Source organism: Pseudomonas sp. TWP3-1 (assembly GCF_049896625.1).
Classification (GTDB): domain Bacteria; phylum Pseudomonadota; class Gammaproteobacteria; order Pseudomonadales; family Pseudomonadaceae; genus Aquipseudomonas.
The window spans coordinates 129,404-155,599 of record NZ_JAFCUQ010000004.1 but is presented as its reverse complement, the minus strand read 5'-3'; the positions used below and the strand labels follow the sequence as shown (position 1 = coordinate 155,599).

The window sequence follows — 26,196 nt, the reverse complement described above, 5'->3', positions numbered from 1 at the left end:
GTTCTAGTGGTCATGGGGTCGAGCAATCTGCCGCCGCAGGGACGACGCTGGTTCACGCAGATCGACTCAGGCTAATCGGCTCTCTTGCGCAGACGGCAACCTCTGCACCGGGCCTTTGGTGGAGCAAATGACTTGCATCGTTAGCTGGCTACGTTAACCCGCGATTAACAAAAAAGCCCTGCACTTTTTCAATAGTGCAGGGCTTTGGATGCAGCCTTGAGCGTAGCCTCAATAACGGTTCGGCTCCATTTCCAGATCGACATTGAAACGTTGTGCAATGTCTTTCTGAATACGCTGTGCCAGCTCGAACAATTGCAGCCCGGTCGCGCTGCCGTAATTGACCAGCACCAGCGCCTGCAATTTATGCACGCCGGCATCGGCTTCCCGGAAACCTTTCCAGCCGGCCCGTTCAATCAGCCAACCGGCGGCGAGCTTCATCTGCCCGTCCGGTTGCGCGTAGGCCACCAGATCCGGGTGCTGCTGCTTGATCTGTGCGACCACGGCCGCCGACACCAGCGGATTCTTGAAGAAGCTACCGGCATTGCCCAGCACTGCCGGATCCGGCAGTTTCTCGCTACGGATACTGCAGATCGCGCGACTGACATCGCTCGGTGTCGGTTGCTCGATGCCTTGCTCGGTCAGGCGCTGACGCACCGGGCCGTATTCCAGATGTAGATGCGCGGTGCGCGCCAGACTGAAGCGCACCCGCAGAATCAGCCAACGCCCCGGCTCCTGCTTGAACAGGCTGTCGCGGTAAGCAAAATTGCATTGTTCCAGAGTGAAATCGCGCAGCTCACCGCTGTGACGATCCAGCGCGGTCAAACCGGCGAACACGTCCTTGATCTCGACGCCGTAGGCACCGATGTTCTGCATCGGCGCAGCGCCAACCGTGCCGGGGATCAGGCTGAGGTTTTCCAACCCGGCCAAACCCAGTGCCAGCGTGTGCTGGACAAACGGATGCCACGGCTCACCGGCCTCGGCCTCCAGCACCACACGGTTGCCGTCGTCGCTGATCACGCGAATCCCGCGACTGGCCATGCGCAGCACCAGCGCCGGAATATCAGCGGTCAGCAGCAGATTGCTGCCGCCACCGATCACCAGCAACGGCACATCGTTAGCAGAGGCGTAAGTCAGGGCTTCGCGCACATCGGCGTCATCGTGGGCCTCGGCAAACAACTGCGCACGCACGTCGACGCCAAAGGTGTTGAACGGCTTAAGCGAAACCTGCGATTGAATCTGCAAACTCATAGCCGTCCCTTCACTTCGATCAGCAGTTGATCGCAGGCGCGCTCGATCAGATCCAGCACCTGCTCGAAACCCTGATCGCCGTCGTAATACGGATCTGGCACGTCATCGACCACCCCGGCATAGCGGCGCAGGAACAGATCCAGCTCAGCCTTGCCAGCGGACGGCTGCATGGCCTTGAGGTGGCGCAGGTTGCTGTTGTCCATGGCCAGGATCAGATCGTAACTGGCGAAATCCGCGCGGCTGACCTGCTGCGCACGTTGCGCCGACAGGTCGTAACCACGCAATTTGGCCGCCGCCTGACTGCGCTTGTCCGGTGGGTTGCCAACGTGCCAGTCGCCAGTGCCGGCAGAGGCCACTTCGACCTGATCCGCCAGACCGGCTGCACGCAACTTGTTGCGCAACACGCCTTCGGCGGTCGGCGAACGGCAGATGTTGCCCAGGCACACGAACAGAACGCGCATCAGGCCCCCAACAGGCGACGAACGCGCTCGAGGTCTTCGACGGTATCGACCCCGGTCGGCGGTGCGATCAACGCATCGGCGACATGAATGCGCACGCCGTGCCACAGGGCGCGCAGTTGTTCCAGGGATTCAGTGTTTTCCAGCCAGCACGGGCCCCAGCTCACGAAGTCCTGAAGGAAACCGGCACGGTAGGCATAAATGCCGATGTGACGGCGATACGGCACGCCTTCAGGCAGAGTTTCACGGCTTTTGGCGAATGCGTCGCGCGCCCATGGCAGGGTCGCACGACTGAAGGTCAGCGCCAGACCGTTAAGGTCGCTGACGACCTTGACCACGTTGGGGTTGAACAGGGTTTCGACGTCTTCGATCGGCTCGGCCAGTGTGGCCATGCGCGCTTCGGTGTGAGCGGCGAGGTTGGCTGCCACCTGATCAATCACGCTCGGCGGGATCAGCGGCTCGTCGCCCTGCACGTTGACCACGATGGCGTCTGGCTCCAGACCGAGTTCCGCCGCGACTTCGGCCAGACGATCAGTGCCGGAATTGTGGTCTTCACGGGTCAGCACCACTTCGGCGCCGAACGCCTTGCAGGCCTCGACGATGCGCGCATCGTCAGTCGCCACGACCACGCGGCTGGCGCTGCTTTTGCTCGCCTGTTCCCAGACGTGCTGAATCATTGGCTTGCCGGCGATATCCAGCAGCGGTTTGCCCGGCAGACGCGTGGAGGCGTAGCGCGACGGGATGACAACGGTAAAAGCAGTGGTCATTTATCCAGACGCTCATCGGTGGTCAAGGTGCGAGCTTCGCTTTCGAGCATCACCGGGATGCCGTCGCGAATCGGATAGGCAAGGCCGGCGCCTTTGCTGATCAGTTCGGTCTTGTCAGCGCTGAGCTTGAGCGGGCCTTTGCAGATCGGGCAAGCGAGGATGTCGAGCAATTTGGTGTCCATGAACATTCCCTGGATAAATACGGTTTAAGGCAAAAGACGATCCGGCAACAGGCGCAGCAACTGGGCGTCGAACCAGGCCACAAAGGCTGGCGACGGTACGGCATCGACTGCCAGATACCACCAGTCGGCGGCGGCAAAGGCGCGGCACTTGACCGCGTCCTTTTCAGTCATCACCAGCGGCAATGACGGGTTGAAACTCAAAGCCTGCACGCTGTATTCGGCGTGGTCGGCAAAGGGGTGCGGCACTGGGCGCCAGTCTAGCGCTTCGAGGGTATTGAAGAAACGTTGCGGGTTGCCGATCCCGGCCACTGCGTGCAACTGCTGTCCGGCTGGAAAGTGATCGAGCGGCTGGCGTTCGCCGCTGCGCAGATTGATCAGCGCGGTCGGGTGCAGACGAAAGGCAAAACCATCATCGCGATCTTCCGGCGCACCGTTGAACAGCACGCCATCGACGCTTTGCAGTCGTTCGACCGGTTCACGCAACGGCCCGGCCGGCAGGCAACGCTTATTGCCCAGACCGCGCGCAGCATCGATCAGCACCAACTCCAGATCGCGCGCGAGGCGGTAATGCTGCATGCCGTCATCGGAGAGGATCAGGTCCAGAGGCTCGCTTTCGAGCAAGGCTTTGACGGCGGCGCTGCGATTGGGGTCGATCATCAGCGGCACGCCGGTGCGCTGCACGATCAGCAGCGGTTCGTCGCCAGCGATTTCAGCGCCCTGCTCGGCTCCAACCCGCCATGGCAATTGCGGTGGCTTGGCGCCGTAACCGCGACTGACCACGCCGACCCGCAGGCCGCGACTGCGACAATGCTCGATCAGCCAGAGGATCATCGGCGTCTTGCCGGTGCCACCAACGGTGATGTTGCCGACCACGATCAGCGGCACCGGCGGTTGATAAATTTCACCTTCGCCATCGAGAAAGCGTTGGCGCTTGCCAACCACCACGCGGCGATACAGCCACTCCAGCGGCCGCAGCAGTGTCAGAGCGGGATGGCCCTGATACCACGCGGCGAGCAGACGATCAGACATGGCCATCAGGATTTAGGCGCCGCCTCGACCGTGGTCATGCGCAGATGACTGAAACCGAGCTTGCCGGCCGCATCCATGGCGGTGATCACGGATTGATGTTGAGTCTTGCCATCGGCACTGATCGACAACGGCATGCTGGTGTCGCCGTTGGACTCTTTCTGCAAGGCCTCCATCAGCGTTGCCAGGTCGTTCTTCGGCAAGATCTTGTTGTTCACCGAGAACACGCCTTCAGCACTGATAGCCACGTCCAGTTGCTTGAGCTGCTGGTCTTCGGCAGGTGAACCGCTGACCGCTTCCGGCAGGTCGACGCGCAACTGGGTCTCACGAGTGAAGGTGGTAGTCACGACGAAAAACAACAGCAGAATGAACACCACGTCGATCAGCGACGCAAGGTTGATGTCTATCGTTTCCCGGGGCTTGCGACGGAATTTCACGCTTTGCCCCCGGCCAGATCGACGTCACGGTCGCCCTGCACCACTTCAACCAGTTTGATCGCTTCCTGCTCCATGCCCACCACCAACTCATCGATGCGGCGTTGCAGGAACCGGTGGAAAAACACCGCAGGAATACCCACCATCAGGCCCGCAGCCGTGGTGATCAGCGCCTTGGAAATGCCGCCGGCCAGTACCGCAGCGTTGGTGGTCATGCCGGAACCGGTGAACGCACTGAAGATATCGATCATGCCGAGCACCGTACCCAGCAGGCCGAGCAACGGCGACATCGCGGCGATGGTGCCCAGCGCGTTGACATAGCGTTCCAGCTCGTGGATGACCCGGGCGGCGGCCTCTTCGATGCACTCTTTCATGATCTCGCGACCATGCTTGGAGTTGGCCAGGCCCGCCGCGAGGATTTCCCCCAGCGGCGAATTGGCGCGCAATTCCTTGAGTTTTTCTTTATTGAGCTGCTTGTCCTTGATCCATACCCAGACCTGACCCAGCAGATGCTCGGGGGTGACGCGGCTGGCACGCAGGGTCCACAGGCGCTCGGCGACAATCGCCATGGCCGCGATGGAACTCAGAATGATCGGCAACATCATCCAGCCGCCGGATTTGACCAATTCCCACACAGTGAAAGCCCCCTCGAAAAAGTGCGCCACTTTACCATACCGGTTCGGGATAACGACCGGCCGCTCCGACGACTTGCGCCTGCTTACTGAGGTTCAGGCGGATCTCGCCAGAACCGCCGCTGCTGGCGCATCGTGCGCGGTGGCTGATGCCGGCCCAATTGCAGATGAATGGCGCCCTGCTCGGCGCTGTCATATAGATGCAGGCCCTGCTTGCGGTAGCGGGCGATGACTGTCGGGTGCGGGTGACCGAAGGAGTTGCCTTGGCCTCGGGAGATCAGGACTGAATGCGGGCGCAGTGTGTTGAGCAGGGGCATCGAGGAGGAACTGCGACTGCCGTGGTGCGGCGCTTGCAGCCAGTGCGTGTGCACTGCCAGCGGACTGTCCAGCAGTACGCGTTCGGCGGCGCTGTCGATATCGCCGGTCAGCAGCAGGCGTTCGCCGTTGGCTTCAATCTGCAACACGCAGGAGCGCTGATTGCTGTCATGGGCGTCGGTCCATTGCCATAGCCGAAAAATCACGCCGTCCCAACTCCATTGCTGGCCGCTGACGCAGGCTTGAGCATTCAGTTCGCCGGGGATTCCCGGAGGATCACCACTGATAACCTGCTTCACCGCAAAGCCTTTTGCCACCGCTGGTGCGCCGCCAGCGTGATCGGCGTCGGCATGGCTGAGCAGTATCAGGTCGAGTTTCTCCACGCCAAGTTTTTTCATCGTCGGCACCACCACCCGTTCGCCGATATCGAAGTCGCCGAAGCGCGGGCCGGCGTCGTACAGAAGTGTGTGATGACGGGTGCGGATCAAAATCGCGAGTCCTTGGCCGACATCCAGTTGCCAGACATCTGCCATGCCTTCGGCCAGCCGCTCACGGGGTGGCAGCGCCAGCAGCAGCAACATCGGCCAGCCCAACGGTCGTAACGGCACACCGCGCGGCAGCAATAACAGCACTGTGCCGAGGCAACCCAGCGCCCAGACCCACCACGGGATCGTCTCCGCAACCCATGCGGGCCAATGCCCGGCGATCAGCGCCAGTGCGTGAAACAGCCAATCGATCAAGCCGCCGGCCAGCCACAACAGGTTCTCGCCGACATGCGGGATTGGTAACAGCAAAGTGCCTAGCAGCGCGGCTGGCAGGACTGCGAAACTGATCCACGGCACCGCCAGCAGATTGGCCAGCGGCCCGCTAAGGCTGATCGGCAGGCTCAGCGCCAGCAGCACAGGGCACAGACCGATTGCGATCAACCACTGCGCGCGGGTCCAGGTCTGCCACCAGCGCCACGGCCCCAGCCGACCACCGAAGGTCAGGACCAGGATTGCCACGGCAGCGAAAGACAGCCACAAACCGGGGCGCAGGCTGGCCAGCGGATCGAGCAACAACACGCCGTTAAACGCCAGCAGCAGCGGCCACCATGCCCCGAGGTGCCTGAATCGTAAGCGCCATAAAAGCACCAGTGCGACCATCACGCAGGCACGCTGCACTGGTACGTCGAAACCGGCCAGCAATCCGTAGCCCAGCGCAGCAGCAAATGCCGATCCGCAGGCGCATGGCAGCCAGGGCAAGCGCACTGGCCACAAGCCGTAGCGTGCGAGGCCGGCAATCAGTAGATACATCACCGCCGCCAACATGCCGATGTGTTGCCCGGAAATCACCAGCAAATGCACGGTGCCGGTGGCCTGCAAAATCTGCCAATCCTCGCGACTGAGTCCCGAGCCATCGCCGAGCACCAATGCCGCCAGCGCCGCGCTTCGCCCCTGCGCATTCACTTCCAGCAAGCGCTGGCGAATGCTGTCGCGCCAGGCCCACTGCGCAGCCGCCAGACGCTGACCGTCCTTTATCGTGCCCGTGGCACCGACCCGTTGCGCCAGCAGCCAGGCTTCGTAGTCGAACGCGTCCGGATTGAGCAACCCGCCCGGACGCTTGAGTTTTACCGCCAGCCGCCAGCGCTCGCCGCTGTTGACCGGCGGCCCGGCGTACCACGCCAGACGCATCACCGACGGGAGTTTTTCGTGACGCGAGCGCGCATCAGCCAGTTCGAAACGCACCACGCCGTCGCTGTTTTGCGGCAGACCAACCACCCGGCCTTCGACCCAACGCGTCTCGCCGTCCAGCGCCGCAGGTAGCCGATCATCCAGCGCCCACTGCGCGCTGACGCAAGCCCAAGTGAAGCCGAACAGCAAAAACGCCAGCGGATAGCTGCGAAACGGCAGCAACATCAATCCCACCACCGGTAGCACCAGCAGCAACCCGACCGGTGGCAACGCTGGCAAAAAAACCGGTGTCAGCAGACCGGCCGCCAGCGCCATCATCCCTGTGCGCATAAGCCCGTCCTTGAGAGTTCCCTCCCTAGGCATAGCGGACGCTGGGCACGTACGCGGTTATCAATTGTCACAAAGTCTGAATGGGCGGTTCGTAGAATCCAGACATACTTGCCGCCTTAACCGACCGAGAAGCCTTATGCCCCGGCGCTTATTCAAACGTTACATGCCCGATCCGACGAGCATCAGGGAACACAAATCCTTACGCTTTCTCGGCAAATTGCTGCATGACCCGAACTTGTGGCACCTCAACCGCCACTCGGTGGCGCGGGCTATGGCGGTCGGTTTGTTCGCGGCGTTCTTGCCGATTCCGGCGCAGATGCTGGTAGCCGCGGTGCTGGCGATCATGGTGCGCGGCAACATGCCGATTGCGGTCAGCCTGGTGTGGCTGACCAACCCGATAACCATGCCGGCAGTGTTTTTCTGCACCTACCAGACCGGTGCGTGGCTGATGGACGTTCCCGCGCGACACATGCCGGATGAGCTGACCTGGGAATGGATCAGCGGTGAACTGTCGACGTTGTGGCAACCGTTCCTGCTCGGTTCGGTAGTGGTCGGGCTGGTGCTCGGCGCCCTCGCCTATTTTCTGGTGATGATGTATTGGCGCTGGTGGGTAGCCCGGCAATGGGCGCGGCGCAAGAAAAGTCGACTGCCCTGAATGCAAAACGGCCTCCGCAATGGGAGGCCGTTTTCATTGGAGCATTTGCGGAATCAGGTACGCATCCCGCGCCCACTCACCAGCAACCGCGCACATCCGAAATACAGCACCACCGTCGCCACCAGCATGAAGGTGATCGCGATGCCGATACGGATATCCGACACACCGAGAATGCCATAGCGGAAGGCGTTGACCATGTGCAGCACAGGGTTGGCCAGCGACACGGTCTGCCAGAACGGCGGCAGCAAGGTAATCGAATAGAACACGCCACCCAAGTAGGTCAGCGGGGTCAGGACGAAGGTCGGAATGATCGAGATGTCATCGAAGTTGCGCGCAAACACCGCGTTGATGAAACCGAGCAGTGAGAAGATCGTCGCCGTCAGCACCACCACCAGAATGGTCACACCGAGGTGATGCACCTGCAAATCGGTGAAGAACAGCGACAGAATGGTCACGATCACGCCGACCATCAAACCGCGCAGCACGCCACCACAGGTGTAACCGATCAGAATCGTGTGCGGCGAAACCGGCGACACCATCAGCTCTTCAATCGAGCGCTGGAACTTGCTGCCGAAGAAACTCGACACCACGTTGCCGTAGGAGTTGGTAATCACCGACATCATGATCAGCCCCGGCACGATGTACTCCATGTAAGTGAAGCCACCCATCTCGCCGATCTGCCGGCCGATCAGATTGCCGAAAATCACAAAGTACAGAACCATGGTGATCGCTGGCGGCAGCAAGGTCTGCGGCCAGATCCGCGTGAAGCGTTTGACCTCGCGGTAAACGATGGTTTGCAGCGCGACCAGGTTGGGGCGCAGTTCGGAACTCATACCGCCACCTTCGACAGATTTTTCTCCACCAGGGACACGAACAACTCCTCGAGGCGATTGGTTTTGTTACGCAGGCTCAGCACTTCAATGTTCTGCAAAGCCAACTGGCCAAACAGCGCAGTGATGCCCATCGACTTGTCGACCTGCACTTCGAGGGTATGCGAATCCACCAGACGCGACGGATAACCGAGCAGTTGCGGTGCAACCGTCAGGTCACCCTTGATATCCAGCAGAAAGGTTTCCACATGCAGCTGACCCAGCAACTGACGCATGCTGGTGTTTTCGACAATGGTGCCGTGGTCGATGATGCCGATGTTGCGACACAGCTGCTCGGCCTCTTCCAGGTAGTGGGTGGTGAGGATGATGGTGATGCCTTTCTGGTTCAGCTCGGTGAGGAACGTCCACATTGAACGGCGCAGCTCGATGTCGACTCCGGCGGTCGGTTCATCGAGGATCAGCAAGCGCGGTTCATGCACCAGCGCGCGGGCAATCATCAGACGGCGCTTCATGCCGCCGGACAAGGAACGCGACGGCACATCGCGCTTGTCCCACAGCCCGAGCTGGGTCAGGTATTGCTCGGCGCGTTCCTTGGCGATTTTCGCGGGAATGCCGTAGTAACCGGCCTGGGTCACGACAATGTCGAAAGTCTTTTCGAACTGGTTGAAGTTGAATTCCTGCGGCACAACGCCGATCGAGCGCTTGAGCTGCGCAGGGTTTTTGTCCAGGTCGTGACCGAAGATATTCACTGTGCCGCTGGTCTTGTTGACCAGGGTCGAGAGGATACCGATGGTAGTGGATTTGCCGGCGCCGTTAGGGCCGAGCAACGCGAAAAAGTCACCTTCAGCGACGTCCAGATCGATACCACTCAAGGCCTGGAACCCGTTGCCGTAGGTTTTGGTTAGCTGCCGGATGGACAGAGCGGAACTCATATCTGATTTACGCACCATTGAAGGGGATAAAAGGACACGGCGGCGATGGATCCAACCGCGGCGCAAGAGCGCAATGTTGCTTGCCGTCGCCGCACAAGTACAGTCAAGTGTGTCGATAGTAGGTATTAAGTCAACGCGGTCATGACTGCTTTTTGATACGCCGGACGCTGCTTGAGCCGCGCGTACCAAGCCTCGAGATGTGGCAGCGCAGCGCGCTCGATGGGCATTTCGAACTAGGCGTAAATGAAACTGCCGAGCGGAATGTCGCCCATGCCGATTTCGTTACCGGACAAGTACGGCTGGCTGCTCAGCGCCTGATCCGCCATCGCCAGCAAGCCTTCGCATTCTTTGATCGCCGCATGAATGGCCGGCCAGTCCTGCTGGTCTGCCGATGTACGCACCACACCCCAGAACACTGTCCGGAACGGCCCGGCAAAACTCGAGGTGGTCCAGTCCATCCATTTGTCGGCAATGGCGCGCGCTTGCAGATCCGCCGGAAACCACGGGGTATTGGCCGCGTGCTTGGCCAGCAGGTAACGCACGATGGTGTTGGATTCCCACAGCACAAAGCCGTCGTCCTGAATCACCGGCACCCGGCCATTCGGGTTCATTGCGCGGTACTCCGGCGTGTCGACCACACCGAACGCGCCGCCGGCATCGATGGCCTCGTAGGCAAGGCTCAGCTCTTCGGCGGCCCACAACGGTTTTCTGACATTCGACGAATTCTTGCGACCCCAGATCTTCAGCATGACCGCCTCTTTTCCATTGAGTGGGCGGGCAGCATACGCCGGATCAGACGCGGCTGACATCACTGTGCATGTCGCCCAACAGCTGCGGTTGGTCATCGCCGAACAGGTGCGGATAGCACTTCTCAATGTGCTCGAAAAAGAACCTTTCCGGTACATCGGTGAACTGCCCGTGATCCACCAGGTATTCCATCAACTGCGCGCCATCACGGTTGAACGGGTGGAAAACACTGTCGTTGATCCCGTCGAAATCCAGCGGCGCGACGTTGAACAGCTCGCAGAGTTTCTGGTTGAACGCCGGTGTGGCTTTGACCCAGCCGCCGTTCAGGAACAGCTCGGTATAACCGTGCATGGCAAACACATCACTGCGCAGCAACTCGAGCAGACGCGGGGTCGACAGATGATTGCGCACATCTGCCAGACCGATCCGTGCGGGGATCGCACAATGTCGCGCGCAAGCCGCCAGTAACGTGGCCTTGGGCACGCAATAGCTCTCGCCCGTGGCCAAGGCATAACTGCCGCGCAAGGTTTCGGGATCGCGACTGAAGGTGTAGGGGTTGTAGCGCACCGCCTCGCGCACCGCGTAATACAGGCTGATCACCTGCGCGAGCGGATCGCGGCTCGGGCCTCGGTGCTGCTCGGCGAACTCCACCACTGCCGGGTGGTCACTATCGATGAAGCGGCCGGGGCTCAAATACTCGCGCATGACGGTTTCTCCTGAGTGAACCCCGAGTCTAGCGAGGGCTTGAGCACAGAGATAACGGCATATCGGCCAAACTTGGACGCAAAGCTGCGGGACGACCGAACGATTTCCTACAGCTGTTGCCCACCGAAACTACAAAAGCCGTCCGGGCTTTCCCACGAATTCAATCACGTTGTTCTGACCCGCCTGTTTTACGGATGCCGTCTAAGCTCTGAAGGTCGGTTCGCCCTGGTTCACGGAGGATTAAATATGCTGTTGTTGTGGATACTGGTTCTGATCGTCGGAGTGGCGTATCTGGCCCACCGGCGCATCGCCCCGCTGCCCGCGCTGGGTATCGTCGCGGTCTATTTGCTGGCGATGGGGATTTTCAGCCATGCACCGGGCTGGCTGCTGCTGATCTTCTGGGTGCTGCTGGCCGTGGCCGCCGCGCCGCTCCTGTTGCCCGACCTGCGCCGTAAACATTTCAGCGCGCCGCTGTTCAACTGGTTCCAGAAAACTCTGCCACCGATGTCGCAAACCGAACGCGACGCGATCGATGCCGGCACGGTGTGGTGGGACGGCGAGCTGTTCAGCGGCCGCCCGGACTGGGACAAGTTGCTGGCCTATCCCAAGGTGCAACTGACCGAAGAGGAACAGGCGTTCATCGACGGCCCGACCGAAGAACTGTGCGCCATGGTCACCGATTGGCAGATCGGCCAGGAAATGGACCTGCCGGCCGAAGCCTGGACTCACATAAAAGAGCATGGCTTCTTCGCCTTGATCATTCCGAAGGAATATGGCGGCAAGGGCTTCTCGGCTTACGCCCACTCGCAAGTGGCGATGAAACTCGCCACCCGCAGCGGCGACCTCGCCTCCACCGTGATGGTGCCGAACTCCCTAGGCCCGGCCGAACTGCTGTTGCATTACGGCACCGATGAACAACGCAACCATTACCTGCCACGCCTGGCGCGCGGCGACGATATTCCGTGCTTCGCCCTCACCGGCCCGCTCGCCGGTTCCGATGCGGGCGCGATGCCTGACACCGGGATCATCTGCAAAGGCCAATGGGAAGGTCAGGAAACCCTGGGCCTGCGCCTGAACTGGGAAAAGCGTTACATCACCCTTGGCCCGGTGGCCACCCTGCTTGGTCTGGCGTTCAAGGCGTATGACCCGGACCATTTGCTCGGCGACAAGACCGATCTGGGCATCAGCCTCGCGCTGATCCCGACCGATACCGCTGGCGTGGAAATCGGCCGTCGTCACTTGCCGCTGGGCGCTGCGTTCATGAACGGCCCGAACTCGGGCAAAGACGTATTCATCCCGCTGGATTACCTGATCGGTGGCCAGGAAATGCTCGGCAAAGGCTGGATGATGCTGATGAACTGCCTGTCGGTTGGGCGTTCGATCTCGTTGCCTGCGGTCGGCACTGGCGCGGCCAAGTTCACCAGTCTGGTAACCGGCCAATACGCGCAGATTCGCGAGCAGTTCAACGTACCGCTGTCGGCGTTCGAAGGTATTCAGGAAGCCATGGCGCGCATCGGCGGCAACGCATGGATGATGGACGCCGCACGTATGCTCACCGCCAACGCGGTGGATCTGGGCGAGAAACCGTCGGTACTGTCGGCGATTCTCAAGTACCACCTGACCGAACGTGGTCGCGAATGCATCAGCCACGCGATGGATGTGCACGGTGGCAAGGCAATCATCATGGGCCCGAAAAACTATCTGGGCCGCAGCTGGAACGGTGCGCCGATCTTCATCACCGTGGAAGGCGCGAACATTCTCTCGCGTAACCTGATGATCTTCGGTCAGGGTGCGATCCGCTGCCATCCGTTCGTACTCAAGGAAATGGCATTGGCCGGCCGCGAGGACAAGGATCAGGCACTCAAAGAGTTTGATGGTCTGTTGCTGAAACACATCGGTTTTGCCGTGAGTAACGCGGCCAGCACGCTGGTGCTGAACCTTGGTTTCGGCCACTTCGAACATGCACCGGGCAACAAGTTGAGTCAGGGCTACTTCCGTGCACTCAACCGTCAGGCCGCAGCTTTCGCCATGCTCGCCGACTTGAGCATGATGCTGCTGGGCGGCGAACTGAAACGTCGCGAGCGACTCTCGGCGCGTCTCGGCGATGTGTTGAGCAATCTGTATCTGGCCTCGGCAGCGCTCAAGCGTTATCACGACCTCGATTCCCCGGATTACATGGCGCCGCTGTTCACTTGGGCCATGGAAGAAAGCCTCGGCCAATCGGAAAAAGCTTTGGATGAGCTGCTTACCAACTTCCCGAACAAGGTCTTCGGCTGCCTGCTGCGCGTGATCGTGTTCCCGTTCGGTCGTCGTCACAAAGGTCCGTCGGACAAACTCGGTGCTGAAGTCGCGGCAGTCATCGGCCGTGCCAAGGGCGATCCGGCACTCGAAGAACTACTTGCCGGTTGCTACCGCCCACAATCGGCAGACGACGCAGTCGGCGCGTTGCAACATGCCAGCGACCTGCTGAGCGCCGCGAAACCGCTGCACAAAAAACTGCACAGTTCGCTGAAAAGCGGCCAGGTCAAACCGGCTGCGGGTGAACACGCAATTGATGCAGCGCTGGAGGCCGGGGTGCTGCAAGCGCTGGAAGCGCAGACCCTGCGTGATGCCGAAGCGGCGCGGCGCAAAGTGATCGATGTCGATGATTTCGACAAAGAGGAACTGACGCTGGCGCAAGGCAAAGTCCGCTGATCCCTTCAATCAGTGAAAAACGGGCGCGGGAGCTTTATACTCCTGCGCCCGTTTTGCTCTTGAGGACTTATCTCGTGTCCAACGTCGTTGCCGATCATCTGGTGTTACTCGACCACCTGCGCAGTATCCTGGTCGCCGTAGGTGAGGCCGAACAGGTTCCCGAAGAAAGCCATGCCTTGTTTATGGAGCGTTTCGACGAACTGCTGGCGTCTCTGCCGATCGATCCGATCGAAAGCCAGTATCTGGGCCAGGACATCCTGACTCAGGTAATTTCCCGCTATCCACAAATCGCCCACCTGATCCCGCGCGATCTGCTGTGGTACTTCGCTGGCGACTGCCTGCACTACTTGTCCGATCAAGAAATCGACCTGTATCAGGCACTGGAAGAACGTCGTTTCGATGCTGAACAGAACGACGAACCGTTCGACTGGAATCAGGAAAAACAACTGCTGGCGATGTCCAGTCAGGACAGCAAGCACTGATCTTCGTCCGCAAATGAAAAGGCCCGCATGGACAACCATGCGGGCCTTTTTATTGTTCTGCCATTACAGTAACCCCTCGCCTTCCGGCAGTTCATACGCCACCGCTGCATTGGTCGCGCCGCCGGATTTCGCCGGTTTGCTCAGGGTCGGCTCCTTCTCAAGACACTCCACCAGATAGTCGATGAACACCCGCAACTTCGGCGGCAGATAGCGCGTCGGCGAATGCAGCAACCACAGCCCACCGTGATAAGAGGCGAGAAACGACCAGTCCGGCAACACCTGTACGATCAACTTCTGCTCCAGCGCATAACGCGCGGTGAAGTACGGCAGGCTGCCGATGCCGATGTGCTGCAACACCGCTCCCAAGCGCACGCCAGTGTGATTGGCGGCATAGCGTCCGCGCACGCCGACAGTCACGGCTTTAGTGCCCTTCTTGAATTTCCAGCGCGCATCGCTCGGGGTTTCACCGAGATAAATGCAGCTGTGATTGAGCAAGTCGTGGGGATGCGTCGGGGTGCCATGCTCGGCCAGATATTGCGGGGTGGCGCAGAGCAAATGGTCGATGGTCAGCAACTGCCGCCCGACCAGCCCGGCCGGTGGCCGATCAGTGATACGGATCGCCAGATCGACATGATCGTCGATCAGATCGACTTGCCGATCTTCCAGCAGCAACTCCACATCGACCTTCGGATAGCGGCGCAAGAACTCCGGCATGTGCGGATGAATCACGAAACGCCCGACCGCTTTCGGCACGCTGACCCGCACCAAGCCTTCCGCCTCATGGTTGAACTGACCGCTGATTTCCATCACCGAACGCGCAGCGCTGACCATTTCCTGGCAGCGCTTGAACACCTCTTCGCCGCCATCGCTCAGGCGCAGTTTGCGCGTAGTGCGCTGCAGCAACCGCGTGGCCAGCGCTTTCTCCAGCCGTGAAATGCTGCGACTCACGGCTGACGGCGATGAACCCATTTGCCGCGCTGCTTCGGAGAAACTGCCGGTCTCCACAACCTTGACGAAAATCGCCATTTCACCCAGCAGCGGCAGCGGTAGATTTATGCTCACAGCGCAACAGTCCTTTGATGTTTGAACGGATTATCACGTTATTGCACGATTCATATAATAAAAACAGAAACTTAATAAGGGCATGGAATATGACGCTTCGCCTCTTTTTCCATAGTGATGACCTCAAGGCCAGTGTAGAAGTCCTCGACTGTACGCCCCACGAGAACGAATTCGCCGTGGTGCTGCGCGCCACATTGTTTCACCCGCAAGGTGGCGGTCAGCCCTGCGATACCGGCTGGATCGGTGACAGCCAGGTACTGCGCGTGGTGCAGGAACCGGAGCGGATCATCCATTTCGTCGACCGCCCGGTGCCGTTGGGCATGACGCAGATTCGCGTCGACGAAGAACGCCGGCGCTTCAATACGCGCATGCATTCCGCTGGGCATTTGATCGGCCACTTCGTGCAAGCCATGGGCTGGATGCCGATCAAGGCGCATCACTGGCCGGATGAAGGTCGCGTGCAATTCAAGCCGGGCGATTCAGCCCAGGAAGTCGAAGCACAAACCGTTGAATACGGCATCGGGCAATGGATCGAACACGACCTGCCCCGACTGACCTCCCTACGCGAAGGCGCGCGGGAAATCGGTTTTGGTGAACTGCCGGCCTATGGCTGCGGTGGCACCCATGTACGCAGCCTGAAGGATTTGGGCACAGTCACGATCGCGTCCCTTTCACAGAAAAAGGGCACGTTGTCCGTCCACTACAGCGTGGATTGAGGATTTCGGACGATGCCCCGCGCATCGTCCGACGCCGGGGGAACCGCATTCGCCGGTTCCATGGACTTTCGATAGATGGACCTGAATAACATGATGCTTGACGTCGAGCGTCTCGATGAGACGTGCATAAAAAAACTGGCCAACGAAGAAATCCTCGCCATCCGCGTCAAAGGCTTTTTACCCAAGCCGCTGGCGATCCAGATTGGTGACAAAATTCTCGCACCCGGTTTCGAGGGTTATATCAATGCGCCGAGCATCGGCCGCATCGGCATGGCGTTCTACGAGGCGGAAAACCAACCGCTGCTGATCGAGGATTATTTCGAGCGCGCCACCAGCAACATTGCCGAGTTACGCAATCGCTGTGCGCCCTATTCGTCGCCGGTCGACACTTTGCGCTGCATGCTCGACGAATCGTGGCCGGCCGGCGCGCACCTGGAAAACCTCTACGGGCGCAAAATGTACGTCGGCCTGTCGCGGGTGGTGAAACCCGGTGTGTGCTTTCTCGCCCACCACGACATTTTCGCCAAGGATGCGCCGGAGAGTTTTCAGGCGCGCAGCCTGGCCGCGCAATTCGCCTGCAACGTCTACCTGAACATGCCCACCGAAGGTGGCGCACTGCAGATGTGGGACGACGATGTTACCCCCGATCAATTCGACGAGATGCGTGGCGACAGCTACGGCATCGACCCGGCCCTGCTCGGCCCGCCGACGCTGGAAATTCGGCCCGAGCCTGGCGACTTCATCATGTTCAATTCGCGGCGCATGCACTCGGTGACCCCGGGCGTGGCGGATCCGCGCTTGAGCCTGTCGTTCTTTGTCGGCTATCGCGGCAATGCTTCACCCCTGACTTTCTGGAGCTGAGATGTTATCGAATTACCTGGGCGAGTTTCTGGCGCTGGCCACCATTCACTTCCTGGCCGTGGTCGCACCCGGCCCGGATTTCGCCGTGACCATCCGCCAGAGTGTGCGCTTCGGTCGGCTGGTGGGGATCTGCACGGCACTCGGCATCGGTGCGGGAATTTCCGTGCATGTGCTGTATACCCTGCTCGGCGTCGGCGCGTTGATGCACACCACGCCCTGGCTATTGACCGTGGCCAAAGTGGTGGGCGGCGCGTACATTTTTTATCTCGGCATCAGCCTGATACGCAGCAAACCCAAGTCGACACTGGAAGGCGAGAAAGCAGCGGATGAGCCGCCGGGCGAGCAGTCGCTGCTCAAGGCGTTCAGCACCGGTTTTCTGACCAACGCCACCAACCCCAAGGCCACGCTGTTTTTCCTGGCGATCTTCACCACGATCATCAGCGCGACTACGCCATTGGAAATTCAGGCGCTGTACGGCCTGTGGATGTGCGGCGTAAACGCGTTGTGGTTCGTGATCGTTGCGCTGTTCTTCTCCAGCAGCAAAGTGCGCCTGCTGTTCATGCGCATGGGGCACTGGTTCGAGCGCAGCATGGGGGTGATTCTGATCCTGTTCGCCGGGCGTTTGGTGCTGTCGATGTAGGCATGCCACGTGGAAAAGCCCGGTCCAGAGCGAGGGGACAGGGTTTTTCGATTGTGCGTCGCTTTTGCATTTTTGTGCGACGCATCCCACTTCAGGGACTCCCCTATCCCGCTCGTGTGGTGTTAGCTTGCGAAACGGTCTGATATCTCGCTCAGACATTTCCTACTCACTACCTGCGAAGGAATGCCCCCCGCAATGGATTTTTCATTCAAGCAACTGGCCGCTTCGACCCTGATTCTGGCCAGCCTTTCATCCGTCCCGCTGTCCGCACAAGCCAACATCACACCAGAACAAAGCGCGACTATTCTCAAGACATTCAGTGAAACCAAGGTCAGCGACTTCAAACAATTCCTGGGTGATTTGGCCAAAAATGACCTGAGTAAGAGCGATAATCTGCGCCCGGCCATCAGCGCGTTCCTCGACAACAAGACGTTGACCGCCGGGCAGCAAAACGAAATCCATCGTTTGCTCGGTCTGTACACGCGAGTGAAGTACGGCAAGGACGCGCTCGAGACCCTGCGCGAACTGGTAGAGATTCCGACCGACCGCAAAGAAGGCGTCGAACAGCACGAAAATCCGCAGTTCATCAAGATTGCCGCGAAGATCAAGGATCTGGCCGAGTCGTTCGGCCTGAAGTACCGCAATGTCGACAACCGGGTTTATGAAATCTCCCTGGATGGCGCTGGAGAAGAAGTCGTCGGCATTCACGCCCACGCCGACGTGGTGCCAGTGACCCCGGAAAACTGGGTGCTGAAGGATGGCACCAAGCTCGACCCCTTCAAGGTCACGCTGATCGGCGACCGTATGTACGGCCGTGGTACCGAGGATGACAAGAACGGCATCGTTGTCGCGCTGTACGCGATGAAAGTGATCAAGGAAGAAAAGCTGCCATTGGCGCGCAATTTCAAGCTGCTGGTCGACACCACGGAAGAAACCACTGGCGATGCCATTCCTTATTACTTCGAACGCAACCCGACACCGAACTACAACATGGCGCTGGATGGCGGCTACCCGGTGGTGATTGCCGAGAAAGGCTACGGCACCGTGATGGGGCATTTCCCCAAGCGCAAGGCTGAAGGCAAAGGCGCGGAACTGATCTCGATGACCGGCGGCCTGGCCACCAACCAGATTCCGTCGGCCTCGGTCGTAACGCTGCTGACTGACAAGCCCGCAGAACTGGCCGCCAGCCTGCAAAAGGCCGGCGCCGAGTACGCCAAACGCAACGGCGGCGACTTCGAAGTCAACGCCAAGATCGATGGCAAAGACGTCAAATTGACCGTGACCGGCGTTTCCGCGCACTCCTCCGAGCCAGAATCGGGCGTCAACCCGGTCGCGCGCATGCTCGACTTCGTCCACAGCGTGGATGGCAAGATCGCGTTCAAGCACAACCACATCACCGATGCTGCACGCTACGCCGCCGAGAACTGGGGCCTGGATTACAAGGGTGCCAAGCTGGGTGTGGGTTTCTCCGACGCGTTCATGGGCCCGCTGACCACCTCGCTGACCTACGTCGGCATGGATGAAAAAGCCTTCAAACTCGCGGTCAACCTGCGCGTGCCGAAAGGCAAGTCGCCGGAAGCACTCAAGGCAGAAATCGCCGAGAAAATTTCAGCCTGGAGCAAGCAAACCAAGGTAGCAGCGACCTTCGACTACTCGATCGCCGAACCGATGTACCGCAACCCTGAAGGCGAGTGGGTCAAGGCGTTGCTGGCAGTGGCCAGCGAAAACCTTGGCATGAAACACGAATTCGGCACCTCCGCTGGCGCTACCTCGGTGCATGAATTGCCGAATGGCGTGCAATTCGGTCTGGCGCGCCCTGAGGCCAAGTACACCGGGCACACCGACGGTGAGTTCAAGACGGTTGACCAGTTCCTGCTGGATCTGCAGATCGTCACCGAAATGATGGGCCGTATCGGGCAGCTGCCGAAGCTCTGATCGCATCACCGGCCCGCCATTTCGGCGGGCCACAAAAAAGGACCGCGAGGTCCTTTTTTATTGCGCCACAAATCGCGCACAAACAAAAACGCCGCTCATCACTGAGCGGCGTTTTCGTTAAATATGGAGCGGGAAACGAGACTCGAACTCGCGACCCCGACCTTGGCAAGGTCGTGCTCTACCAACTGAGCTATTCCCGCAATGGCGTCCCCTAGGGGACTCGAACCCCTGTTACCGCCGTGAAAGGGCGGTGTCCTAGGCCACTAGACGAAGGGGACACGCTACCCGGAACACATGGTGTGTGTTTCGGTGTTCCAGATCCGCATCCGAAGACTTGGTTCTGGTTTCACTCAGCACCGCCCGAAGGCACTGCCGTTTAAAAATGGAGCGGGAAACGAGACTCGAACTCGCGACCCCGACCTTGGCAAGGTCGTGCTCTACCAACTGAGCTATTCCCGCATTGGCGTCCCCTAGGGGACTCGAACCCCTGTTACCGCCGTGAAAGGGCGGTGTCCTAGGCCACTAGACGAAGGGGACACACGTACAACATTCACTCCCTACCGCGTTTCGCTGTGTGCTTTACGCTGTAAGTGGCGCGCATTCTATGGATGGATTGGGGGGTCGTCAACCCCCTGATATAAATTTATTTAAATCAATGACTTCGACCTGCTTTACGGGCCGTTCCAGGGTTTTCCGTCGCCCGGCGATTGACGCCTATATTCCGCCACCCGCCAAGGCGTTATAGTCCACGCCACGAATGATGGCAATCTGCACCCCAAGGGCCAGCATTTATATAAGCAGCCCTGCGGCCGATACAGATTCAACTGCGCCGATCCAAATCGTCGAGCGGCGCTAGGCGGCTATATACCAAGCCACTACACTCGCAACTCGCACGCGAATCCTATAAAGAGGTCTTACCGGTGACACCACTCATGATCACCCTGCTAGTCATAGTCGGGATCGCAATCTTGATCGCCATTGGTTACATGAACCATGTGGTGGAAAACACCAAACTGGAGAAGGCCCGCACCAAGGTCGAACTCAACGACCGCCTGCGCCGCTGCGGCGAACTCACCGAGACCTTTCCCGGCCAGTTCATGACGCCCGGGCTGAAGCTGTTGCTGACCCGTCTCGAACTCAACGTCTGCCAGCGCCTGCTCAACCTGGAAAAAACCAGCGCCACCACCAAGGCGCGCATCGGCGAACTGAACGCACTGGTAGCCCAGGGCGAATCGATTCCGGTCAACAACCCACCGGCACCGATCCAGACCGAAGCCAAAGCCAAAGACGTACGCTTCCTCCTCGAAGCCCTGCACGGCCAGATCACCCGCGCCGCCCAGGACGGCTTCCTGCCACCGAACGAAGCCAAACACTGGATCCGCGAAGTGCGCCACATCCTGGTGCTGCTGCACATCGAATTCTTCAACAACCTCGGCCAGCACGCCCTGCAACAAAACCAGCCAGGCCAGGCCCGCCTCGCCTTCGAACGCGGCGTGCAATACCTGCGCAAACAGCAAGATCCGCGGATCTACGCGGAACAGCTGGAATACCTGGAAAAACTGCTGGCGCGTGCCAACGCCCAAGTGATGGACAAGATTGCGCCGGTTGAAGGTGAAGAGAACCAACTGACATCCGGCCTCAAAGAAGTAGAGGCCGATGCAGACTGGAAGAAGAAAGTGATCTACGACTGATGGGTTGTTGATTGGAAGAAGCCACCGCGAGGTGGCTTTTTTGTTGGTTGCGCGGGGAAGATCAAGAGCCCCTCACCCTAACCCTCTCCCGGGGGGAGAGGGGACTGACCGAGGTGCCCACAAGAAATACGCCGACGTGAAATACCGAGGTGAATACAGATTCAAAAACCCCAAAAACCCGCTCCTGCCTCTGCCCCACCACCACTCAACACGATGAGCGGTAGCTCAAGTACCGCTCTTGATCTCAAGCGCCCATCGGCAGGCTGAGAGGAGGGATTCTTCCGGGGGTGGGCGCGCAGCGCCGTTTGGCGTAGCCAAATACATCGAGAGGAGGTGCAGCGCAGCAAACCGGAGGCGATGCCCCCGGATGAATGCCGGAGCGAAGGAACCCCGAGCCCCAGCGAGGGGCCGAACGTCAGGGTAAAAGACCTTTGGTTACTTTGGGGCGTTTGCCAAAGTGACCCGCCGTAAGGGCGGAACCCTTAGCAGCCACAACCGCAGAAACGGATATATACGCTATAAAGCCAGAGCCTGGTCGGCCCAAAGGCCGCCAAGGTCAAAGCCGAAAATGCCCCACCATCCCCCGCAATTCCCCACCCAACTGCGCCAACTCAACACTCGACAGCGCATTCCCCCGCATCGCAATCGAAGACTGATCCGCACTCGCCCGAATACTCGTCACACTGCGATTGATCTCCTCAGCCACCGAACTCTGCTCCTCGGCCGCCGCCGCAATCTGCTGATTCATCTGCTGAATCAACGAAACCGCCGCCGCAATACTGCCCAGCGCGCTCTCAGTCTGCAGCGCATCACTGACCGCCAGTTTCACCAACTCGCCACTGCTCTGAATCTCCTGCACCGAAGCATGCGCCGCCGCCCGCAACGAGCTGACCAGACGCTCGATCTCCTCGGTCGATTGCTGCGTACGCCGCGCCAACGCGCGCACTTCATCAGCCACCACCGCAAAGCCCCTGCCCTGCTCCCCCGCCCGCGCCGCTTCAATGGCAGCGTTGAGCGCAAGCAGATTGGTCTGCTCAGCGACGCTGTTGATCACACTCAACACCGTGCCGATGTTCTGGATTTCCGCGCTCAGACTTTCGATGCTGGAACTGGCCGAGGTCGCCGAATCCGCCAACTGCTCGATGCGCGCCATACTCTGACGCACCACCTGCTGACCGCTCTCGACCTTGTCATCCGCCGTCTGCGCGGCCTGCGCCGCTTCTTCGGCATTTCGCGCCACGTCATGCACGGTGGCCGTCATCTGGTTCATCGCCGTGGCGACCTGTTCGGTTTCCTCTTTCTGGCTGCTGACCTCAAGATTGGTCTGCTCGGTCACCGCCGACAGCGATTGCGCCGAACTGGCCAACTGCTCGATACCAGCCTGCAACCCACTGACAATCGCGCTAAGCCCGGCGCCCATCTGCTGCATCGCCAGCATCAACTGTCCGATCTCGTCGCGGCGAGTCACCGGCACCGAGCCACTTAAATCACCCGCGGCAATGCGCTGGGCGACTTGAATAACGCTGCGCAACGGCGCGACGATCAACCGGGTAATCACCCACGCGGCAATCAGCCCGACCAGCAGCGCCAGTGCCGATGAACCAATGATCAAAACCGAATTCTTCTTCAGCTCGCCCTGCATCGCAGCATCTTCAGCCACATACGCCTGATCGACCCGCTCGACCACCTGCGCGGCGCGCTGGTGCAATTGTTCATAGACCGTTTTCTCCTGCGCCAGCAGCCCGGTGTATTCGGCCAGCTTGTCGTTGAACCCGGCGATGTGCCCGGACACCTCATTGAGCACTGTCAGATAGCCGTCATCCTTGACGGTGGACTTGAGCTGTTCGGCCTGAGTCTGGGCCTGAGCCGCCTGCTCGATGTTGCCTTTGGCGCCACTGTCGTCGCCCTTGCGACTCTGATCCAGCCGCACGCGCGCTTCGTTCATGGCTTGCAGCATCAGCCGCGACACCTGACTGACCTGGTTGGCCTGTTCGATGAACTGCGCGCCATCCTTGCCTTCACTTTCCTTGAGGGTGTAAGCACCGTCATCGGCCAGCCCGGCCTGCAAGACATCGAGATTATTGGCGACGCTGGACACCGACCAACTGGCCATTTCCAGTGCCAGATCCTTGGCCTGGCTCAGCGAGACAAACTCATCGAACGCCTTGCGATAGGCGCTCAGAGACTGCTCGACATCGTTCATCACCGGCACATTGGCCGGTGATTGCGCCTTGAGCTGATTGGCCAGCACCACCAGCGCATCCACGCCTTCACGCAGGGCATCGGCAGTCTTCGGGTTGCCGTGCAAGGCGTAGTCCTGCTCCAGCAACCGCACCTTGAGCAAGTCGCTGTTGAGCGTCGACATCTGCTTGAGGCCGTCAAACCGCTGGCTGACGGTTTGCAGGGACCAGACACCGATGGCCGCCACCAGCGCGGTCAACAGCAACACCAGGACAAACCCGACACCCAGTTTTTTCGCCATACCGAGGTTGGCAAAACGTCCTTGCACGGCCGAAATCATTGCGCGTAGCCCCCTGCCATTGTCTGTAGCCGAAGATTCGCAACGGCCACCCGGCAGCACAAGGCTCTGGCGTCGGAATAATGGCAAAAAGCTACGCCCGCGTCGTTTTCAGAACGCTTGAGGTCTATCCACAGCGGTGCTGCGAAAAAACTGCCGCGCGCGTGAATCACAGGCATATGCCACGTTGATACGCTGCCAGTCAGAGGTTTCGCCGCTGGGGCTGAACGCCGTGGCGTGGGACAACTGCACTCCGTAGCGTTGCGCCTGACTGCGCACCCGCGCATCGTCGGCCAGTGGCGAACGGGCCCAGATAAACAGGCCACTGGTTGGCTTGCCGAACACCTCCCATTCCGCGTCTTCCAGTAATTGCAAAGCCGCCGCACGGTCGACATTCAGCCGCTGGCGTTGACGCTGCACCAGTTTGCGATAGGCGCCACTGGCCAACAGACTGGCCAGAACTGCCTCACTGAACCGCGAAGTCCCCACGCAAGTAATCATTTTGACCCGCGCCAGCCGCGCGATCAGCGCGCTCCCGGCCACGACATAACCGGCACGTAACGAGCTGCTCAGCGTCTTGGAAAAACTCCCGACGTAAATCACTCGCTCATCGTCATCCAGAGCAGCCAGACGCGTACCGCTGCCGTTGTGCAAATCGGCGTAGACATCGTCCTCGATCAACTGCAGATCGTAGGTTTTACTCAATTGCAAAATCCGCTGGGCGACAACCGGCAGCAGGCAACTGCCCGTGGGATTGTGATGATGACTGTTGATGAACAGCGCTTTGGGCCGGAACTGCCCCAGCAATGCCTCGAGCGCCTCGGTGTCCGGGCCGCTCGGCGTACGGCGCACTTCCAGCATGCGCACACCGTGCAGGCGCAACAGATCGAACAGCGGCGCGTAACCCGGTGTTTCGACGACCACACAATCGCCGGCCTTGAACAGCGTGCGCACAATCAGATCCAGGCCGTGACTGGCCCCGGCGGTGGTCAATACCTGCTCTTCGCCCGCTTCGATCCCGAGCAGTTTGAGGCGCTTGATGATCTGCTCACGCAACGCCGGCAATCCCAGTGGCGTGCCGTAGCTGAACAGGCTGGCCATGTCGGTGCGGGCCACCTCGCGAATCGCGTAGCTGAGATCATCCGGTTCGCGCCAGCTTTGCGGCAGAACACCACTGCCGAGCGTCAAACCACTGGCTCGTTCGACACCTGCAACGCGCCAGTGCGACTCCGCGTCGCCCCCGCAGGCTCCAAGCGCTTTGCAACATACCGGCAACGCGGCTGCCACCATGAAACCCGCCCCCTGACGCGAAGCCAGCAGCCCCTGCGCCACCAGACGTTCGCAGGCTTCCAGAACACACGACTGGCTGAGCAAATTGCATCGCGCGATTTGCCTCACGGACGGCAGTCGGGTGGCGGGCGGTACCTGATCCTGGGTGATCCAGTCGGTCAATCCATCAACAATCTGCTGCACAACCGGCACCATTGCCTGTCGGTCAATTCTCAATTCCATGAGCACGCAAACTCCTGTCCGTTTTGCTGGCGGCAGTAAATCACAGCCGCGTCGATCAGGCTGTGCGACAACGCCGTCAAAACGTCCCGCATTAACTGCTTGATACACATTGTGTATGTTTGACCCGGGAACTAAACACGCGCCCACAAAAAACCCGCATGCATGCGTGCGGGTTTTTTCTGCAATGTCGACCAGCGTTTCAGAACGCGGTAACGCCCCCGTCCACCGCCAGCGAATGGCCGGTGGTGAACGCCGCGCCATCGCTGCACAAATACAGCACCGCGCTGGCGATTTCCTCGACCGTACCGATGCGCCCGACCGGGTGCATGGCGCTGGCAAACTCGCCTTTCTTCGGGTCGGCTTCATACGCGCGACGGAACATGTCGGTGTCGATCACCGCCGGGCACACGGCGTTGACACGAATTTTCTTCTTGGCGTACTCAATGGCGGCGGACTTGGTCAGACCGATCACCGCGTGTTTGGACGCTGCATAGATGCTCATCTTCGGCGCGGCGCCCAACCCGGCCACCGAAGCGGTGTTGACAATCGCCCCGCCGCCCTGCGCCAGCAGCAATGGCAATTGGTACTTCATGCACAGCCAGACGCCTTTGACATTGACGCCGATGATCGCGTCGAACTCGTCGATCGAGCCGTCGGCAAGCTTGCCCTTCTCGATTTCGATCCCCGCATTATTGAACGCGTAGTCGAGGCGACCGTAGGTATTGATCACCTCGTCCATCAGATTTTTCACTTCGCTTTCGACAGTAACGTTGCAGCGCACGAAGGTCGCTTCGCCACCGGCCGTACGAATCAGCGCTACCGTGCCTTCGCCCCCGGCAGTATCCAGATCGGCCACCACCACTTTCAAGCCTTCGGCGGCAAACGCCTGGGCAGTTGCGCGGCCGATGCCGTTGGCGGCGCCCGTGACTACGACAACCTGGCCGGAAAACCTCATGCTCATTGTGCTGCCCTCGAATGCGCGGATTGATTCAGTGGCAGCATAGCCACAGCGACTTGGGCGGCGGCAGCACTATCCAAACGCCGTGTATGCGCTCATGAATCGCAGTGATGAATACCCGCCCGCCACTATCACTGCACTGGATCAAGCTGCATTCGCCGCGTCAGCCAACCTTGCGTCATCGCCGGCGAGG

The 26,196-nt window shown here is 60.0% G+C and carries 23 protein-coding genes, 4 tRNA genes and 2 pseudogenes; 8 read left to right on the top strand and 21 right to left on the bottom strand.

The features are described 5' to 3' along the window. Positions 1 to 228: 228 nt before the first annotated feature. From murB to ACP7BN_RS07760, 8 genes are all read right to left on the bottom strand, one after another. Positions 229 to 1,248: a UDP-N-acetylmuramate dehydrogenase gene (gene murB / locus ACP7BN_RS07795; protein WP_426202953.1), complete on the bottom strand. Its 1,020-nt coding sequence runs from the start codon at positions 1,246 to 1,248 to the stop codon at positions 229 to 231. Further along, a complete protein-coding gene (locus ACP7BN_RS07790; RefSeq protein ID WP_420646507.1) occupies positions 1,245 to 1,709 on the bottom strand; it encodes a low molecular weight protein-tyrosine-phosphatase in 465 nt (154 codons plus the stop codon). The genes murB and ACP7BN_RS07790 overlap by 4 nt, the downstream gene beginning before the upstream one ends. Continuing rightward, positions 1,709 to 2,473: a 3-deoxy-manno-octulosonate cytidylyltransferase gene (gene kdsB, locus ACP7BN_RS07785; protein WP_426202951.1), complete on the bottom strand. Its 765-nt coding sequence runs from the start codon at positions 2,471 to 2,473 to the stop codon at positions 1,709 to 1,711. The genes ACP7BN_RS07790 and kdsB overlap by 1 nt, the downstream gene beginning before the upstream one ends. Next, positions 2,470 to 2,655: a Trm112 family protein gene (locus tag ACP7BN_RS07780; RefSeq protein ID WP_003174668.1), complete on the bottom strand. Its 186-nt coding sequence runs from the start codon at positions 2,653 to 2,655 to the stop codon at positions 2,470 to 2,472. Before ACP7BN_RS07780 ends, kdsB begins: the two co-directional genes overlap by 4 nt. Before the next feature lie 24 nt (positions 2,656 to 2,679). After that, positions 2,680 to 3,690 (bottom strand): tetraacyldisaccharide 4'-kinase, encoded by a 1,011-nt coding sequence (lpxK, locus tag ACP7BN_RS07775; protein WP_426202950.1) that lies wholly within the window; start codon positions 3,688 to 3,690, stop codon positions 2,680 to 2,682. Further along, positions 3,690 to 4,118: an ExbD/TolR family protein gene (locus ACP7BN_RS07770; protein WP_426202948.1), complete on the bottom strand. Its 429-nt coding sequence runs from the start codon at positions 4,116 to 4,118 to the stop codon at positions 3,690 to 3,692. The genes lpxK and ACP7BN_RS07770 overlap by 1 nt, the downstream gene beginning before the upstream one ends. Continuing rightward, a complete protein-coding gene (locus ACP7BN_RS07765) occupies positions 4,115 to 4,750 on the bottom strand; it encodes a MotA/TolQ/ExbB proton channel family protein (RefSeq protein WP_163976130.1) in 636 nt (211 codons plus the stop codon). The genes ACP7BN_RS07770 and ACP7BN_RS07765 overlap by 4 nt, the downstream gene beginning before the upstream one ends. 83 nt (positions 4,751 to 4,833) lie before the next feature. After that, the gene (locus tag ACP7BN_RS07760; protein ID WP_426202945.1) at positions 4,834 to 7,065 is read right to left on the bottom strand and encodes a DNA internalization-related competence protein ComEC/Rec2; all 2,232 of its coding nucleotides are present in this window, start codon (positions 7,063 to 7,065) and stop codon (positions 4,834 to 4,836) included. A 136-nt stretch (positions 7,066 to 7,201) separates the two neighbouring features. Between ACP7BN_RS07760 and ACP7BN_RS07755 the strand changes: the two genes are divergently transcribed. Further along, the gene (locus tag ACP7BN_RS07755) at positions 7,202 to 7,720 is read left to right on the top strand and encodes a DUF2062 domain-containing protein (RefSeq protein ID WP_426202943.1); all 519 of its coding nucleotides are present in this window, start codon (positions 7,202 to 7,204) and stop codon (positions 7,718 to 7,720) included. 53 nt (positions 7,721 to 7,773) lie between these two features. On the opposite strand, the gene ACP7BN_RS07750 is transcribed toward ACP7BN_RS07755, so the two are convergent. The 4 genes and pseudogenes from ACP7BN_RS07750 to ACP7BN_RS07735 form a co-directional block, all read right to left on the bottom strand. Next, on the bottom strand, positions 7,774 to 8,553 hold the full coding sequence (locus ACP7BN_RS07750; RefSeq protein WP_426202941.1) for an ABC transporter permease: 780 nt from the start codon (positions 8,551 to 8,553) through the stop codon (positions 7,774 to 7,776). Continuing rightward, positions 8,550 to 9,482 carry an ABC transporter ATP-binding protein gene (locus ACP7BN_RS07745; protein WP_426202939.1) on the bottom strand — a complete coding sequence of 311 codons (933 nt, stop codon included), beginning with the start codon at positions 9,480 to 9,482 and terminating at the stop codon, positions 8,550 to 8,552. The genes ACP7BN_RS07750 and ACP7BN_RS07745 overlap by 4 nt, the downstream gene beginning before the upstream one ends. A 125-nt stretch (positions 9,483 to 9,607) precedes the next feature. Then, a pseudogene (locus ACP7BN_RS07740) lies at positions 9,608 to 10,231 on the bottom strand (glutathione S-transferase family protein). A gap of 43 nt (positions 10,232 to 10,274) precedes the next feature. Then, positions 10,275 to 10,934: a transglutaminase-like domain-containing protein gene (locus tag ACP7BN_RS07735; protein ID WP_426202937.1), complete on the bottom strand. Its 660-nt coding sequence runs from the start codon at positions 10,932 to 10,934 to the stop codon at positions 10,275 to 10,277. 246 nt (positions 10,935 to 11,180) lie between these two features. Here ACP7BN_RS07735 and ACP7BN_RS07730 point away from each other — a divergent pair, with 246 nt between their 5' ends. Both ACP7BN_RS07730 and ACP7BN_RS07725 read left to right on the top strand, forming a co-directional pair. After that, a complete protein-coding gene (locus ACP7BN_RS07730; protein ID WP_426202935.1) occupies positions 11,181 to 13,628 on the top strand; it encodes an acyl-CoA dehydrogenase in 2,448 nt (815 codons plus the stop codon). A 74-nt stretch (positions 13,629 to 13,702) separates the two neighbouring features. Further along, a complete protein-coding gene (locus tag ACP7BN_RS07725; RefSeq protein ID WP_426202932.1) occupies positions 13,703 to 14,110 on the top strand; it encodes a PA2817 family protein in 408 nt (135 codons plus the stop codon). Between the two features lie 63 nt (positions 14,111 to 14,173). On the opposite strand, the gene ACP7BN_RS07720 is transcribed toward ACP7BN_RS07725, so the two are convergent. Beyond that, positions 14,174 to 15,172 (bottom strand): LysR substrate-binding domain-containing protein, encoded by a 999-nt coding sequence (locus tag ACP7BN_RS07720; RefSeq protein WP_420646494.1) that lies wholly within the window; start codon positions 15,170 to 15,172, stop codon positions 14,174 to 14,176. 89 nt (positions 15,173 to 15,261) lie between these two features. On the opposite strand from ACP7BN_RS07720, the gene ACP7BN_RS07715 reads away from it, so the two are divergent. From ACP7BN_RS07715 to ACP7BN_RS07700, 4 genes are all read left to right on the top strand, one after another. Beyond that, positions 15,262 to 15,888: an alanyl-tRNA editing protein gene (locus ACP7BN_RS07715; protein WP_426202931.1), complete on the top strand. Its 627-nt coding sequence runs from the start codon at positions 15,262 to 15,264 to the stop codon at positions 15,886 to 15,888. Between the two features lie 90 nt (positions 15,889 to 15,978). Beyond that, a complete protein-coding gene (locus ACP7BN_RS07710; protein WP_426203292.1) occupies positions 15,979 to 16,749 on the top strand; it encodes a 2OG-Fe(II) oxygenase in 771 nt (256 codons plus the stop codon). Between the two features lies 1 nt (position 16,750). Next, positions 16,751 to 17,389 (top strand): LysE family translocator, encoded by a 639-nt coding sequence (locus tag ACP7BN_RS07705; protein ID WP_420646492.1) that lies wholly within the window; start codon positions 16,751 to 16,753, stop codon positions 17,387 to 17,389. A 195-nt stretch (positions 17,390 to 17,584) separates the two neighbouring features. Beyond that, positions 17,585 to 19,324, top strand: coding sequence for a dipeptidase (locus tag ACP7BN_RS07700; protein ID WP_426202930.1), 1,740 nt, complete (start codon positions 17,585 to 17,587; stop codon positions 19,322 to 19,324). 124 nt (positions 19,325 to 19,448) lie between these two features. Here the strand turns inward: ACP7BN_RS07700 and ACP7BN_RS07695 are convergent. The 4 genes from ACP7BN_RS07695 to ACP7BN_RS07680 form a co-directional block, all read right to left on the bottom strand. Continuing rightward, a tRNA-Gly gene (locus ACP7BN_RS07695) sits at positions 19,449 to 19,524 on the bottom strand. Positions 19,525 to 19,526: 2 nt separating this feature from the next. After that, positions 19,527 to 19,602: transfer RNA gene (locus tag ACP7BN_RS07690), tRNA-Glu, on the bottom strand. A gap of 105 nt (positions 19,603 to 19,707) precedes the next feature. Next, a tRNA-Gly gene (locus ACP7BN_RS07685) sits at positions 19,708 to 19,783 on the bottom strand. A 2-nt stretch (positions 19,784 to 19,785) separates the two neighbouring features. Further along, positions 19,786 to 19,861 (bottom strand) — tRNA-Glu (locus tag ACP7BN_RS07680). A gap of 395 nt (positions 19,862 to 20,256) precedes the next feature. On the opposite strand from ACP7BN_RS07680, the gene ACP7BN_RS07675 reads away from it, so the two are divergent. Further along, a complete protein-coding gene (locus tag ACP7BN_RS07675; RefSeq protein ID WP_420646490.1) occupies positions 20,257 to 21,015 on the top strand; it encodes a hypothetical protein in 759 nt (252 codons plus the stop codon). 556 nt (positions 21,016 to 21,571) lie between these two features. Here ACP7BN_RS07675 and ACP7BN_RS07670 read toward each other — a convergent pair. The 4 genes and pseudogenes from ACP7BN_RS07670 to ACP7BN_RS07655 form a co-directional block, all read right to left on the bottom strand. Beyond that, positions 21,572 to 22,435, bottom strand: coding sequence for a methyl-accepting chemotaxis protein (locus ACP7BN_RS07670; protein WP_426203290.1), 864 nt, complete (start codon positions 22,433 to 22,435; stop codon positions 21,572 to 21,574). Beyond that, a pseudogene (locus tag ACP7BN_RS07665) lies at positions 22,433 to 23,497 on the bottom strand (HAMP domain-containing protein); the annotation flags it as partial. The pseudogene ACP7BN_RS07665 and the gene ACP7BN_RS07670, both read right to left, overlap by 3 nt. Before the next feature lie 147 nt (positions 23,498 to 23,644). Next, positions 23,645 to 25,045 carry a PLP-dependent aminotransferase family protein gene (locus tag ACP7BN_RS07660; protein ID WP_426202929.1) on the bottom strand — a complete coding sequence of 467 codons (1,401 nt, stop codon included), beginning with the start codon at positions 25,043 to 25,045 and terminating at the stop codon, positions 23,645 to 23,647. A 199-nt stretch (positions 25,046 to 25,244) separates the two neighbouring features. Then, positions 25,245 to 26,006: an SDR family oxidoreductase gene (locus tag ACP7BN_RS07655; protein ID WP_426202927.1), complete on the bottom strand. Its 762-nt coding sequence runs from the start codon at positions 26,004 to 26,006 to the stop codon at positions 25,245 to 25,247. Positions 26,007 to 26,196: the final 190 nt, after the last annotated feature.

Coding starts and splice junctions, on each gene's coding strand:
- ACP7BN_RS07730 (WP_426202935.1), top strand. CDS start 11,181: ATGCTGTTGTTGTGGATACTGGTTCTGATCGTCGGAGTGGCGTATCTG.
- ACP7BN_RS07750 (WP_426202941.1), bottom strand. CDS start 8,553: ATGAGTTCCGAACTGCGCCCCAACCTGGTCGCGCTGCAAACCATCGTT.
- ACP7BN_RS07755 (WP_426202943.1), top strand. CDS start 7,202: ATGCCCCGGCGCTTATTCAAACGTTACATGCCCGATCCGACGAGCATC.
- lpxK (WP_426202950.1), bottom strand. CDS start 3,690: ATGGCCATGTCTGATCGTCTGCTCGCCGCGTGGTATCAGGGCCATCCC.
- ACP7BN_RS07715 (WP_426202931.1), top strand. CDS start 15,262: ATGACGCTTCGCCTCTTTTTCCATAGTGATGACCTCAAGGCCAGTGTA.
- ACP7BN_RS07745 (WP_426202939.1), bottom strand. CDS start 9,482: ATGAGTTCCGCTCTGTCCATCCGGCAGCTAACCAAAACCTACGGCAAC.
- ACP7BN_RS07660 (WP_426202929.1), bottom strand. CDS start 25,045: ATGGAATTGAGAATTGACCGACAGGCAATGGTGCCGGTTGTGCAGCAG.
- murB (WP_426202953.1), bottom strand. CDS start 1,248: ATGAGTTTGCAGATTCAATCGCAGGTTTCGCTTAAGCCGTTCAACACC.
- ACP7BN_RS07710 (WP_426203292.1), top strand. CDS start 15,979: ATGATGCTTGACGTCGAGCGTCTCGATGAGACGTGCATAAAAAAACTG.
- ACP7BN_RS07780 (WP_003174668.1), bottom strand. CDS start 2,655: ATGGACACCAAATTGCTCGACATCCTCGCTTGCCCGATCTGCAAAGGC.
- ACP7BN_RS07705 (WP_420646492.1), top strand. CDS start 16,751: ATGTTATCGAATTACCTGGGCGAGTTTCTGGCGCTGGCCACCATTCAC.
- ACP7BN_RS07760 (WP_426202945.1), bottom strand. CDS start 7,065: ATGCGCACAGGGATGATGGCGCTGGCGGCCGGTCTGCTGACACCGGTT.
- ACP7BN_RS07675 (WP_420646490.1), top strand. CDS start 20,257: ATGATCACCCTGCTAGTCATAGTCGGGATCGCAATCTTGATCGCCATT.
- ACP7BN_RS07700 (WP_426202930.1), top strand. CDS start 17,585: ATGGATTTTTCATTCAAGCAACTGGCCGCTTCGACCCTGATTCTGGCC.
- ACP7BN_RS07735 (WP_426202937.1), bottom strand. CDS start 10,934: ATGCGCGAGTATTTGAGCCCCGGCCGCTTCATCGATAGTGACCACCCG.
- ACP7BN_RS07655 (WP_426202927.1), bottom strand. CDS start 26,006: ATGAGCATGAGGTTTTCCGGCCAGGTTGTCGTAGTCACGGGCGCCGCC.
- ACP7BN_RS07670 (WP_426203290.1), bottom strand. CDS start 22,435: ATGGGCGCCGGGCTTAGCGCGATTGTCAGTGGGTTGCAGGCTGGTATC.
- ACP7BN_RS07790 (WP_420646507.1), bottom strand. CDS start 1,709: ATGCGCGTTCTGTTCGTGTGCCTGGGCAACATCTGCCGTTCGCCGACC.
- kdsB (WP_426202951.1), bottom strand. CDS start 2,473: ATGACCACTGCTTTTACCGTTGTCATCCCGTCGCGCTACGCCTCCACG.